Origin of the sequence: Streptomyces ossamyceticus (genome assembly GCF_001418475.1) — a bacterium.
GTDB classification, from domain to species: Bacteria; Actinomycetota; Actinomycetes; order Streptomycetales; family Streptomycetaceae; genus Streptomyces; species Streptomyces ossamyceticus.
Window position 1 is genome coordinate 1 of record NZ_LIQX01000229.1, and the last position, 11,754, is coordinate 11,754.

13 protein-coding genes are annotated in these 11,754 nt (G+C 69.1%); 8 read left to right on the forward strand and 5 right to left on the reverse strand.

The window, feature by feature from the left end:
- Positions 1 to 15 precede the first annotated feature (15 nt).
- On the forward strand, positions 16 to 837 hold the full coding sequence (locus AOK15_RS17950) for an Fpg/Nei family DNA glycosylase (RefSeq protein WP_055517982.1): 822 nt from the start codon (positions 16 to 18) through the stop codon (positions 835 to 837).
- A gap of 22 nt (positions 838 to 859) precedes the next feature.
- Here AOK15_RS17950 and AOK15_RS17955 read toward each other — a convergent pair whose 3' ends face one another.
- Positions 860 to 2,098 (reverse strand): GNAT family N-acetyltransferase, encoded by a 1,239-nt coding sequence (locus AOK15_RS17955; protein WP_055517964.1) that lies wholly within the window; start codon positions 2,096 to 2,098, stop codon positions 860 to 862.
- Between the two features lie 213 nt (positions 2,099 to 2,311).
- Here AOK15_RS17955 and AOK15_RS17960 point away from each other — a divergent pair, with 213 nt between their 5' ends.
- Both AOK15_RS17960 and AOK15_RS17965 read left to right on the forward strand, forming a co-directional pair.
- A complete protein-coding gene (locus AOK15_RS17960) occupies positions 2,312 to 3,484 on the forward strand; it encodes a PP2C family protein-serine/threonine phosphatase (RefSeq protein WP_055517966.1) in 1,173 nt (390 codons plus the stop codon).
- Between the two features lie 148 nt (positions 3,485 to 3,632).
- Positions 3,633 to 4,115: an HD domain-containing protein gene (locus AOK15_RS17965; RefSeq protein ID WP_055517968.1), complete on the forward strand. Its 483-nt coding sequence runs from the start codon at positions 3,633 to 3,635 to the stop codon at positions 4,113 to 4,115.
- A 3-nt stretch (positions 4,116 to 4,118) separates the two neighbouring features.
- Here AOK15_RS17965 and AOK15_RS17970 read toward each other — a convergent pair whose 3' ends face one another.
- On the reverse strand, positions 4,119 to 5,312 hold the full coding sequence (locus tag AOK15_RS17970; protein ID WP_055517970.1) for an acyltransferase family protein: 1,194 nt from the start codon (positions 5,310 to 5,312) through the stop codon (positions 4,119 to 4,121).
- A 579-nt stretch (positions 5,313 to 5,891) separates the two neighbouring features.
- On the opposite strand from AOK15_RS17970, the gene AOK15_RS17975 reads away from it, so the two are divergent.
- On the forward strand, positions 5,892 to 6,086 hold the full coding sequence (locus tag AOK15_RS17975) for a hypothetical protein (protein ID WP_055517972.1): 195 nt from the start codon (positions 5,892 to 5,894) through the stop codon (positions 6,084 to 6,086).
- Between the two features lie 139 nt (positions 6,087 to 6,225).
- Here AOK15_RS17975 and AOK15_RS46090 read toward each other — a convergent pair whose 3' ends face one another.
- The 3 genes from AOK15_RS46090 to AOK15_RS17990 form a co-directional block, all read right to left on the reverse strand.
- Positions 6,226 to 6,603, reverse strand: coding sequence for a DUF6083 domain-containing protein (locus AOK15_RS46090; RefSeq protein WP_240508481.1), 378 nt, complete (start codon positions 6,601 to 6,603; stop codon positions 6,226 to 6,228).
- 535 nt (positions 6,604 to 7,138) lie between these two features.
- Entirely contained in the window at positions 7,139 to 7,606 is a 468-nt protein-coding gene (locus tag AOK15_RS46095) for a DUF6083 domain-containing protein (protein WP_205632161.1), read from the reverse strand.
- An 871-nt stretch (positions 7,607 to 8,477) separates the two neighbouring features.
- The gene (locus AOK15_RS17990; protein WP_055517974.1) at positions 8,478 to 9,215 is read right to left on the reverse strand and encodes a GntR family transcriptional regulator; all 738 of its coding nucleotides are present in this window, start codon (positions 9,213 to 9,215) and stop codon (positions 8,478 to 8,480) included.
- Between the two features lie 225 nt (positions 9,216 to 9,440).
- On the opposite strand from AOK15_RS17990, the gene AOK15_RS17995 reads away from it, so the two are divergent.
- The 4 genes from AOK15_RS17995 to AOK15_RS18010 all read left to right on the forward strand — a co-directional run.
- Positions 9,441 to 9,770 carry an SCO3933 family regulatory protein gene (locus tag AOK15_RS17995; protein ID WP_055517977.1) on the forward strand — a complete coding sequence of 110 codons (330 nt, stop codon included), beginning with the start codon at positions 9,441 to 9,443 and terminating at the stop codon, positions 9,768 to 9,770.
- Between the two features lie 2 nt (positions 9,771 to 9,772).
- Positions 9,773 to 11,119, forward strand: a complete 1,347-nt coding sequence (locus AOK15_RS18000; protein WP_055517979.1) for an FtsK/SpoIIIE domain-containing protein — start codon at positions 9,773 to 9,775, stop codon at positions 11,117 to 11,119.
- Positions 11,120 to 11,202: 83 nt separating this feature from the next.
- Positions 11,203 to 11,382, forward strand: coding sequence for a hypothetical protein (locus AOK15_RS18005; RefSeq protein ID WP_055517980.1), 180 nt, complete (start codon positions 11,203 to 11,205; stop codon positions 11,380 to 11,382).
- Positions 11,383 to 11,455: 73 nt separating this feature from the next.
- The coding region (locus tag AOK15_RS18010) for a DUF2637 domain-containing protein (RefSeq protein ID WP_157870287.1) at positions 11,456 to 11,754 on the forward strand (299 nt) is incomplete at its 3' end.

Below are 11,754 nucleotides of genomic sequence, written 5' to 3' on the forward strand. Positions count from 1 at the left end.
CCCCCGGAGGGCCCCGTGCCGGAAGGCCACACGATCCATCGCCTGGCCGAGGACTACCTGTCCCACTTCGGCAACGGCACGGCCCTCCACGTCACCAGCCCCCAGGGCAAGTTCGCCGACGCCGCCGCCCTCCTCGACGGCACCCCCCTCACCGCCGCAGAGGCCCACGGCAAGCACCTCTTCCTCCACTTCGGCGCCCCCGACGCGGAGGACTGGGTCCACATCCACCTCGGCCTCTTCGGCAAGGTCGACCTCGGCCCCACCCCGGCGCCCCCGCCCACCGACACCGTCCGCCTCCGCCTGCGCAACGACACGTCGTACGTGGACCTCCGCGGCCCCACGACCTGCGCGCTGATCACGGACGCCGAGAAGCAGGCCGTCCACGCCCGCCTCGGCCCGGACCCGCTGCGCCCGGACGCCGACCCGGCCCTCGCGTACGCCCGGATCTCCCGCAGCCGTACGACGATCGCCGCGCTCCTCCTCGACCAGAAGATCATCGCGGGGGTCGGCAACGTCTACCGCGCGGAGGTCCTGTTCCGGCACGCCATCGACCCGTACCGCGCCGGCCGGGACATCACCGCGGCGGAGTGGGACGCGATCTGGGCCGACCTCGTCGCCCTCATGCGCGAGGGCGTCCGCAACAACCGCATCGACACCGTCCGCCCGGAACACACCCCGGAGGCCATGGGCCGCCCGCCCCGCGTCGACGACCACGGCGGCGAGGTGTACGTGTACCGCAGGACCCACCTGCCCTGCCACATCTGTGGCGGCGAGATCCGCACCGCCGACCTGGCCGCCCGCAACCTCTTCTGGTGCCCCACCTGCCAGCACCGCTGACGCCCCCGGAGGGCGCCCGTCCTCAGAACGAGTGCGGCAACCAGGGCGCCGCGGTCGACGAGCAGAACCCGACGGACGCCTCCGTGAGCGCCCCCGGCCGCAGCTCCCGCACCCGCCCGGCCGCACCCAGCGACGCGAGGCTCACCCCGCCCAGATAGGCCGACGCCAACTCCCGTACGGAGAGGGCGAGATCAGGGGCCCGCTCGGTCCGCTCGCAGCTCGCCCCCCGAGCGTCGCCGACCAGCCGCCAACGCCCCTCGTTCCAGGGGCAGAAGGCGTCCTCGACCTCCAACACCAGATCCACCGGCGCCTGATAGGTCCGCGCCCCCAACGCCGCCCCGACCTCCACGAGCCGTACATGCAGATCGTCCTGCACCCGCAGCCCGCACCGCCGGACGTCCGACACCATGTGCAGCCACGGCTCGTCCACGGGTCGCCGGTACGCGACGACCGACGAGGTCAGGTCGATGTCGAGGAGGAACCGCCACAAAGCGGCGTGCGCGGCCGGATCCACCGCCTCCAGCGCACTCAGCCGGACGACCCCCGCCGCCCCACCCGGCCCCCAGTCCGGTTTCACCCGGAACCGCGCGTACCCGACGAGCCCCTCGTCCCCGTCCCGCTCCGCCACCACGCACTGCAACGGCGAGCCGCCCGCCCGGTGCCGGTCCGTGTCGAGCAGCTCCACCCGCTCCCAGCCCGGCCGCCGCACCAGCATCCCCGGCCGCTGGGGCACCCGGCGCGCGTACACCGCCTCGCAGGCGTCGAGTACCTCGGCCGGGTCGGCGTACCGCAGCCGTACGTCGTCCGTGCCGGGCGGCACGGACAGCCGGACCCGCGTGGTGTCGACCTCGACACCGAGCCGATGCGTGGCGACGCCGTAACCGAACCGGCCGTAGATCGCCGGCTCCGACGCGACCAGCACGGCCAGCGGCTCGCCCCACGAGCGGACGTCCGCCAACTGCCGCCGCATCATGGACGTCAGCACCCCGCGCCGCCGATGCGTGGCCGCGACCCCCACCATCGTCACGCCCGCAGCGGGGACGGCCGCGCCACCGGGAACCGTGACCCGGAAGTCGAACGCCCCGGCCGTCCCCACGCATTGGCCGCCGTCCCAGGCGCCGAGGGCACGGCCGTGGTCGAGGAGCGACTCGTCGAGGTCGCGTTCCTCGGCCGGAGCCCGCATCCCCCCGAAGGCCCGCAGAAGGTTCGCGTACCAGACATTCCACTCGTCCTTGCCCAGCATCCGCAGCTCAGTCGTCATGTGCCATGCGTAGCAGCGCCCTTCGTTACGAGCGAGTTAATTTCCCCATGCCGCACGGGGACATCGTGGGATCCTTCACAGGTGCCGCGCGAGGGCCGCAGGACGGCTCCCGTGTGAGATCTGTGTGAGATTCGTCGTGAACCGGCCCTCGGAAGGGGGACAAGTAGGACCTCCTGTGCACAGGGGCTGGTCCGATGGATAAGGTCCCGAACAATGGCAGCAGGACGAGAGCGGCGCGCGGCGGCCGATACGTTCACGGCCCGGATGAAGAAGCTGGTTCACCGGGTCCGCACCGGCGTGCGCAAATCCGCCGTCGACTACTTCCGGGGCGACGGCTCCGACTGGGTCGCCCTCGCCGGTCTGCTGCTGATGATCCCGCTCATCGCGATGCTCACCATGATCGACCCGGTGTGGTTCTCGCCCGCCGCGCTGGTCCTGCCCATCGTCGCGGGTGGCCTCCTGCTGCGTCCCGCCAGCCTCCTCGGACTCTACGCCGCCGCCGCGACCGCGCTGATCATCGAGTCCGTGCAGCTCGGCCCCTACACCGAGGGCCCGGCGAGAGTGACACCCGGCATCGTGCTCGTGGTCGCCGCCTGCGGGTTCTTCGGCCTGCTCATCGCCCAGTTCCGCAGCCGCGTCGGCGTCCCCTGGCGACGCGGCGGCACCATGCTCTTCGACCTCCGCGAACGCATCCGGGTCCAGAGCAAGTTGCCGCAGCTGCCCGCCGGCTGGCACCGCGAGATGGCGCTGCGCCCCGCCGGCGGCCAGTCGTTCTCCGGTGACTTCGTCGTCGCGGCCCGCACCAACGGCGGCCGCACCCTCGAAGTCGTCCTCACCGACGTCTCCGGCAAGGGCATGGACGCCGGCTCCCGCGCCCTCCTCCTCTCCGGCGCCTTCGGCGGCCTGCTGGGATCGCTCCCACCACACGCGTTCCTCCCGGCGGCGAACGGCTACCTCCTCCGCCAGGACTGGGACGAGGGCTTCGCGACCTCCATCCACCTCGTCCTCGACCTCGACTCCGGCGACTACGAACTCTTCTCCGCGGGTCACCCGCCCGGCCTCCAGCTCAGCGCCGGCACCGGCCGCTGGGAGGAGAAGGCCGCCGAGGGCCCGCTCCTCGGCGTCTACGACGGCGCCCAGTTCGACCCCGTGAAGGGCTCGCTGCGCCCCGGCGACGTCCTCATGCTGTTCACCGACGGCCTCGTCGAGACCTCCGACCGCGACATAGTCGAGGGCATCGACCGCCTCACCGGCGAGGCCGACCGCTACGTCCCCGGCGGCTTCCACGGCGCCGCCTGGCACCTCATCGAAGCGGTCGCCAAGGACGTCAACGACGACCGGGCCCTGCTCCTGATCTGCCGAGAGGGCCCCACGGCCCCGAAGTGACAGGGCGCGCTCCCGAGGGCCGCGGGGACCGGACGAACCAGCCACCAGAGGCCGCGGGGACCGGGCGAACCGGCCACCGGGGACCGCGAGGACCGGGTGAACCGCCATCGGGATCCCGCCCGCCCGACACACACCAGGAGCCCACCCCATGTCTCTCTCCCTCGCCGACGTCGAAGCCATCGCCCGCGGCGCCCACGCCGCCCAGACCGACAAGGCGGGCCGCCCCTACGCCGAGCACCTCCAGGCGGTCGCCCACGGCGTGGCCGCCCGCGGCGGCGACGAGGACCAGATCGCGGCGGCCTGGCTGCACGATGCCATCGAGGACGAGGCCCTCACCGAGGACTGGCTCGTCGAGGCCCCCTTGACCACCCGTACGAAGAACATCGTGCTGGCCCTCACCAAACGCCCCGGAGAGGCCCCGGAGGCGTACGCCGCGCGCATCCTCGCCACCCCGGGCGCCGTCCTCGTCAAACAGTCCGACCTCGCCCACAACGCGAACCCGGCCCGCCTGGCCGTCCTGGATGAGTTCACCCGGGCCCGGCTGACCCACAAGTACGCCCACATGCGAAACCTCCTCGGTCTGCCGGACGAACCGGCGACCGAGGAGGTCGGGGACGAACAGGACGGCTGAGAGTCAGGTCCTCGCGCCGGCCTTCCCGCGCTCGCGGGCCAGCTCGGTCGCGTCCCGCTTGAAGGCCCACTCCATCTTCGGCTCCATCGCGAACCGGAACATCCGCTGCACCGGCGGCGTGCACAGCACGGTGATGACGGCGGCCGCGAAGAAGGTCACGAACAGCTCGCCCAGCGGCTGGTGGATCCACGCGTTGAGGTCGTACCAGTCCCAGAAGCGCGAGCCCTTCGCGAGGAACCCGTGCAGCAGATAGCCGTACAGGGTGCCCGCGCCGAGCACGGTGAACCACATCTTCCGCCGGGGCACCCAGGCGAAGAAGCACGTGGTCAGCACCATGGAGCAGCCGAACAGCGCGAAGGTCATCACGACACCGGCCCACCATGGCGCACCCAGCTCCTGGGCGCTGTCCCGGTGGTAGAACCAGGCCGAGTTCATGTCCGGGCCCAGCCAGTACGCCATCGCCAGCGCGCTCGCCAGCACCGGCACGGACAGCATCCGCACCTCACGGCGGCGCATGAACTGGAAGTGCGCCGGCTTCATGAACAGACCGACCACGAAGAACGGCAGGAACTGCAGGACGCGCTGGAGGTCGAGGTCGTCACCGATGTCCGGCGACACGGAGGCGAGCGCCGCGATGGCGAGCGCGAGCGGCACCGGCCAGCGGACGACCTTCCACAACGGGGTCGTCAGCCGCCAGACGAACAGCGCGATCAGGAACCAGGTGAGATACCAGGGGTCCAGCAGGCTGATCGGGTGCGACGGGTCGTCGTCGGCGTACCGCTTGAAGACCGAGTACGCGATCTCGAACAGCACGTACGGCACCGCTATGCCGGTGACCAGCCTTCGCAGCCGGTCGGGACGCATGTCGAAACTGCGCGAGAAATAGCCGGAGATGATGATGAACGCCGGCATGTGGAAGGTGTAGACGACCATGTACAGCGCCTCGGCGGCGCGACTGTGGTCGGTCAGCGGCTCCCAGGCGTGGCCCATCGCGACGAGCACGATGGCCAGGTATTTGGCGTTGTCGAAGAACGCGTCGCGTTGTCTGGCCGGTCTGGTGTCCGGGGACGCGGCGCTCGTGGCCGGGTGGGGGGACGAGGACTTCAGCGAGCGTGGACTCGGCACTCCGTCCGCCGACGACTGGGCCGGGGGGAGCGGCGCGCTGGTGTGGCCATGCGGTCGCAGCGAGTTCGTCACAGACCCTCCCGCCGTGTACGACGCGGGCCGGTCCGAGCACTCGCTGCGCAAGGGGGGGACGAGGCAGCGGTGAACATCTGAGGCACCCTAGCGTTGTGTGTGCGAGTCAGTAAAACCATCGACGTTAATCCCGTATTGGTGAGTGCGTGTCCTCTCCGGGTACCCGGGATTCGGTGAAGTGAGCATCAGTCAGAGCGTCACTGTCCGTGCACCGAAGCGGCATGACACAAGACCCATCTGTCCGTATACATCCGGACTAAACGGTGCATAACATGCTCGGGCGACTCCGGCGGAATGTCCGGTTAATTGCCGTTCTCCGTACGGGGCTTGATGTGTCTGTGGCAACAACTCGAATTACCTGCGAACGGGATGTGTGTGCACGGAAACGATCACCGTGAATTCACTCCCGTCCCCCTCTCGCCGGTCGCGGGCGCGCTCGCGGATCCGCGTCACTGTGGCGGACGTTGCCTCACCTGCCGCATAGGACGGCCTGGTTGGTGGCACGATGGTTCTGGCGGGGTGCGCGTGGGGTCGGCGCCCCGGGCCGGGAGTGCGGACCGACCGAGGGTGTGATCTGTTGTGGCCATATCGCTGTCAGTGGTTCTGTTGCTGGGGATCATCCTCATCGTTCTGATGAGAGGTGGGACGATCAAGGCCGGCCCGGCCGTGGTCGCCATCCTCTTCGGCTTCTTCCTCGCCTCCACCGGTATGGCCGACGACATCCAACGCTTCCTGAACTCGATAGCGGAAACGATCAACTCGATCCAGTTCTAGCGAGGCGCCGCGACGGCGTCGCCGTCGCACATGTCACGCGCAAAGGGCTCCGGCCCGGCCCCGAGGGGGTCCCTCCGGGCCGGGCCGGATGCGGCTGGCGTGCGCGTTCTCGTCCGGCTCCCCGGTGTTCCCCCGCGCCCTACGGCTCGCCCCACTCGGGAACGCACATCATGCGGTGGGCCGGCACGACGGCTTCGCCGGGCAGCGGATCGATTCCACGGACCCGTACGGCCACGACATCGGTGGGTATGGGGGAGAGGGGTGGAAGCTTCGCCAAACGCCACCGGAAGGCCTCTGGGACGTCTTTGGCGGGCAACTCCACCATCGCGAGGCTGACCCACCGGTCGTAGTTGGTGGGGTACATGCGGACCAAAGCGCCGCAGTCGGGGCAGATCGGCGGCTCGATCCACGTCACGTCGTCCGGCTCCGGGGCCGGCCCGGGTGCGGCTGTGGCTCCGTCAACCGCGGCCATCTCGTTGGCGAGGATGTTCCAGCACCGTTCGCAGTAACTCGCCATGAGACCGAACCGTCCGCGCTCACGCACGGTGTGGTCGGTCTTCCCGCAGTGATGGCATACCGACTGGTCACGATCCCGAATCGCCCCCATGTGTTTGAGTGTGGGCGAATCCGACAGGATCCCGGTAGGTCGCGATTTGGCCGCAATCGGCGATCAGAGGTGCGGCCGTCCAGTGCGGAGGGGGTTCGACGGTAGAGGGCGCCCAGGAGGTACCCGCAGGCGCCGATCGGGGCGCCCAGGAGAAGAAGGACCCCCCCGATTGTTGCGGCGACTCCTCGGCCCACGCTCGAAACGATCAGGGCCAGGTCGGAGGTGTGATCCTCCGGCCTGGCCCTGAGTCGTATGGAGCGGGCGACGGGAATCGAACCCGCGTAGCTAGTTTGGAAGATCGCGTATGTGGACCGCGCCTGACCTGGAGACTCGCTGACGTGCGCGTTCTCGGCTGACTCCCCGGTGTTCCCCGCTACTCCCTGTCGGTCGCTGCTCGATCGGGCACGCGAGAGACACGGCCGCGCTCCGTGCTCTCCGCCACGTTCTACGGCTCGTCCCACTCGGGAACGCACATCATGCGATGGGCCGGCACGACCGGATCGCCCGGCAGTGGATCGATTCCACGGACCCGTACAGCCACGATATCCGTGGGGGTGGGGGAGAGGTCCGGAAGCCTCGCCAAGCGCCACCGGAAGGGCTCTGGGACGTCCTTGGCGGGCAACTCCACCATGGCGAGGCTGACCCATCGGTCGTAGATAGTGCGGTACACACCGACCATCGCGCCACACACCGGACATACCGGCGGCTCGACCCATGTCACGTCGTCAGGGTCGAGGGTGGGCCTGGGCGCCGCTGTGGCTCCGTCGGCCTCGGCCATCTCGTTGGCGAGGGTGTTCCAGCATCGATCGCAGAGCCTCGACATGAAGTCGAACCGTCCGCGCTCACGCACTGTGAGGCTGGTCGCCCTGCACTGATCGCATACGGACTGGTCACGATCCTGAATCGCCCCCATGTGTTCGAGTGTGAGCGAACCTGGCTGGATGTCAGTAGGGCGCGATTTGGCCTCTTTATGCGGATCGCGCGCTCATGTTGTTGAAGTCGTCGTGCGGCAGGTGTTGAGAGGGTTGTGCGCGGGGCTCCGTCTGGGCGTGCCGGCACGTAGGATGCCCCCTCACGTCAGGGGGTACGGATGGCTGGAAGTGATGGAGGATGCGGGTGTCTTGCGGCCTTTATAGCGGGACTTTTCCTGCTATGGGGGATCGATGAGTGGACTACCCCGGACTACGACCCACCAGAGAAGCCCGTGCCGGCAGTGGCGCCGTCATTGCTGCACTGGCAGTACAAGGGAAGCACCTGTGCAGATGGCTGGCCTTCGTCCTCAATCGGACGGCAGGGCGCGTGCAGTCACCACGGCGGCGTCGTCTCGATCTGGGCTGATGAGGACGGCAACGAGGTCACTTGCCGCAATTCTCCACCAGCGACTGCTGAGCAGCGGGACACCCAAGTCCGGCTCTACGGCCGTGTTGTCTGCTAAGCCACCACTCACCCAGCTCCCATCCCGTCTGCCGTCGAGACGGCAGACGGGATGGGAGCCCCCCGCACCAGCCACTCACGGCCGGCACTCGCGTACCGGGCCCCCTGCCATCTCGGAGCCTGAGCGCCCCCGCCGGAGGCTGGTTCTGAGCGCGGCTTCTCTGCACGGGGCTCACCCCATGGCCTCGGCCCTATCCACCTGTGGGCGCGCGTCGGCGTCGGCGGCGCCGAGCGGGCCGGAGGCAGGAGCGCGGGCGCGGCCAGAGCCGGGAAGCGCCCGGCGGAGCGGAGCGTAGCCGGGGCTTGATGAGGTAGAGAAATCTGTAACAGGCCAGAGGCCGTTGGCCCGGTCAATCCATCGGGTACTCGGCGGAGAGTTCGCGCCCTGCTCCAAGGAAGTCGCGGGCGTACTCGGTTGGCTCGCCGTTGTCGTCCCAGTACAGGTTGGTCATTGTCAGGGCCAGACTGCCCGCTTCGGCTTCGAGTACCTCGGCAATGTCCTGAGGGACTGGGAACATCGCGACCACGTCGCGGCGTCGGACCGCGCGCCGGCCTGTCCGCTCTTCGATCAAGCCGAAGGTCATCTTGGGGAGCGGCCCAGCCTCCAGCAACTCTGGTGCAGCCTCGGCCAACTCCCCGGCAAGGTACGACGTGGATACCGCCACTACCCCGTCGTCATCGCGGTAGACCCGTCGACGTTGAACCACCTGGTCACCCTCGCTGAGCTTCAACGCCTCCGCAACGTGCCCCGGCGCGGCAACCAGGCCGGCGCTAAGGATCTCCACGGTCTCGCCTTTGCGGAACCCGCTGCCTGTTGCTCGCAGCATCTGAAGGCGATCCGAACCGCTCGTCAGCTTCCTGCCCAGGTCGACGAATGTGCCCTGCGAAGAGGACCGCACGTACCCCTCCTCCTGGAGCTGTTTGATCGCCTTTGCTGCGGTAGCTGTAGCGACACCCCATTCACGCGAGATGCTCGCGATCGAGGGGAGCTTGGAGTCCTGCGGTAGTGCGCCGTCTTTGATTTTCATGCGGTAGTGCTCGGCGATTTGCAGGAACGGGGACGCGGTGCGCTGCACCTTCGGGGCCATCGCTTCTCTCCTTCTCCTTCCGGGCGTGCTAGCTGTCGATCTCGTCGCGTTCTAGCTCGCATACCCATCGTATGCCCCACATTCCAAGACACGCTCGGCAGTCTTCGGCCTACCTGCGGAGACGGGCGCTTGACATACGCATGCTAGTACGCGCACTATGAACGCAAGCTAGTACGCGTTGAGCGGGTGCAAGCTAGCTCGCTCGCAATCAGGAGAGAGGCACAGATGCCGTCCTTCAAGATCGACACTTCGACCGCTGTCGTGTTCGTGGCGACCGCCCCGGTTCCGAAGCTCGCGAACGCCAAGACCGGTGAGCGGGCCATGGACCGGGAGACCGGTGCGGCTCTGTCGACCGTGGGCCTGCTGGTCTCGGACGACGGGGAGGGGAACCTCTACCAGGTGACCATCCCGGAGACGGGTTACCCCGAGGGCCTCGCGCCGGGCATGCCGGTGAAGGTCATCGGACTCAAGGCGCGCGACTGGGAGAACGAGTTCAACGGCCAGAAGCGGCACGGGATCTCGTTCCGTGCGGTCGCGATCACTGCGGCGGCCTGACCATGGCCGACCTGTCGCCCTGGGTGGAACTGGGGACCGTGGCCGCTGGTGCCGGCGGGATCGGCTACGCGAAGGCACGTGCTCCTCGCGCGTACTGGTCGCTGGTCGGTCTGCCGGTCACCTGGGGCCGGTTCACCTGGACCTACAGCTCGACCATGGAGGTGTGCGGGCTGACGGTGCAGCCGTCTCGATTCCGCGCCTTCGTCGCCCGCAACCTGGCCCGTGGTGAGGTGCGGCCGGTGGCGCCGAAGGTCCGCCGGGTGAGCCCGACCTCGACCGGTCTGCGGGTGACGCTGCGTCTCCCGGCCGGCCTGGAGCCCGCCGACATCGCCGCGTCCTGCGAGCGTCTGCGTCACGCCTGGGGTGTGCGCTCGGTGACCGTAGTGGAGACCAAGCCCGGCTTCGTGGAGCTGCGCATGACGGGCTATGACGTCCTGGCGCGGGTCCGCCTGCCGCGCAAGGCCCGGCCTCACGACCTGGTCGTCCCGGTCGCGCTGCGCGAGGACGGCACGGTCTTCGAGCGGAACTACCACGAAGTACCCATGGCGCTGACCCTGGGCGCGACGCTGTCGGGGAAGTCGGTGTATCAGCGCAACCTGATCAAGGGGCTCGCGCAGTTGCCGGTGGGGCTGATCGGTATCGACTGCAAGCGCGGTGTGGAACAGAGCCGCTACGCGCCCCGGCTGTCGGCGCTGGTCACCACCCCGGAGGATGCCGCGCGCCTGATAGACGCGCTGGTGGTCGAGATGGAAGAGCGCTTCGACCTCCTCGCCCTACATGGGGTGTCGGACCTGTGGGAGCTGCCCGAGCATCTGCGGCCGGTGCCCCTTGTCGTGCTGATCGACGAGATCGCGGAACTGTTCCTGGTGGTCTCCAAGAAGGATGAGCCGGCCCGCGACCGCACGGTCATGCAACTGGTGCGACTGGGGCAGATGGCCCGCGCCATCGGGATCTTCCTGGAGGTGTGCGGGCAGCGGTTCGGCTCCGACCTCGGCCGTGGTGCAACCGCGCTGCGTGCCCAGCTCACCGGCCGTGTGGTGCACCGCGTCAACGACAAGGCCAGCGCCGAGATGGGCCTGGGGGACATCTCCCCGGAAGCGGTCCTTGCGGCTACCTCGATCGCGGCGAACCGTCCCGGTACGGCGGTGGCCGGCGACACCTCCGGTGGCTGGTCCCGCATCCGCACCCCCGAGATCAGCCCGGCCGATGCGGCGGCGGTCTGCCAGGAGTTCGCGCACCTCACCCCTGATCTGCCGTTCCTCGCGCCGTTCCGGCCGGTCAGTCAGATCGTCGTGCCGCCGATGCCGGCCGTACCGCCGCGCGTGAAACCCCGCCCGGTCACCGAGTAACACCCCCGTTCCACACCGTCGGCGTGACCGTCTCACGCCAGCTCCCTACCCGAGCCATGCCGAAAACCGAACGGAGATCGCTCATGGCACCGCGCAAGAGCACCAAGACCGTCAAGCCTGCCGTGCCGAAGTGCCCGGCCTGTGACGGCAAGGGTGAGATCACCGAAACCGTCCGCGTCGGCCCCCGCAAGGGGCGTGCCACCGAACACCGTCAGTCCGCCGCGTGCCTGACCTGCTGGGGCTCTGGCGAAGCCACCGACTGAACCCCGCCGGGGCCGGGCGGCCAACCACACGCTCCCGGCCCGGCCCGATCCCCCGAAAGGGAGGTGAAGACTCGTGCCGTTCAAGATCCGGGCCGTTGTGCTCGTCCTGGCCGTGATCGCCGGTTCCCTGTCCTTCGCCCACCTGCACGACCTTGCCCAAGCCGCCGGCCAGACCGGTTGGAAAGCCTGGGCCTACCCCGTCTCCGTCGACCTGCTGCTGGTCTGCGTCCTGCACCGGCTCCGCGTCGACCGGTCCGTGACGGCCTGGTTCTGGTTCCTGATCGCCCTGGTCGCCTCGCTCGGCGCGAACGTCGCCACCGCCGGGGTCCTCGACCTCGACCACGTCCCGGCCTGGCTGCGCATCCTCGTCGC

Bases quoted from the DNA above. Each gene is read 5' to 3' on its own strand.
- AOK15_RS17960 (WP_055517966.1), top strand. From the start codon at position 2,312: ATGGCAGCAGGACGAGAGCGGCGCGCGGCGGCCGATACGTTCACGGCC.
- AOK15_RS17955 (WP_055517964.1), bottom strand. From the start codon at position 2,098: ATGACGACTGAGCTGCGGATGCTGGGCAAGGACGAGTGGAATGTCTGG.
- AOK15_RS17990 (WP_055517974.1), bottom strand. From the start codon at position 9,215: ATGGCCCCGAAGGTGCAGCGCACCGCGTCCCCGTTCCTGCAAATCGCC.
- AOK15_RS46090 (WP_240508481.1), bottom strand. From the start codon at position 6,603: ATGGCGAGTTACTGCGAACGGTGCTGGAACATCCTCGCCAACGAGATG.
- AOK15_RS18005 (WP_055517980.1), top strand. From the start codon at position 11,203: ATGGCACCGCGCAAGAGCACCAAGACCGTCAAGCCTGCCGTGCCGAAG.
- AOK15_RS46095 (WP_205632161.1), bottom strand. From the start codon at position 7,606: ATGGGGGCGATTCAGGATCGTGACCAGTCCGTATGCGATCAGTGCAGG.
- AOK15_RS17995 (WP_055517977.1), top strand. From the start codon at position 9,441: ATGCCGTCCTTCAAGATCGACACTTCGACCGCTGTCGTGTTCGTGGCG.
- AOK15_RS18000 (WP_055517979.1), top strand. From the start codon at position 9,773: ATGGCCGACCTGTCGCCCTGGGTGGAACTGGGGACCGTGGCCGCTGGT.
- AOK15_RS17965 (WP_055517968.1), top strand. From the start codon at position 3,633: ATGTCTCTCTCCCTCGCCGACGTCGAAGCCATCGCCCGCGGCGCCCAC.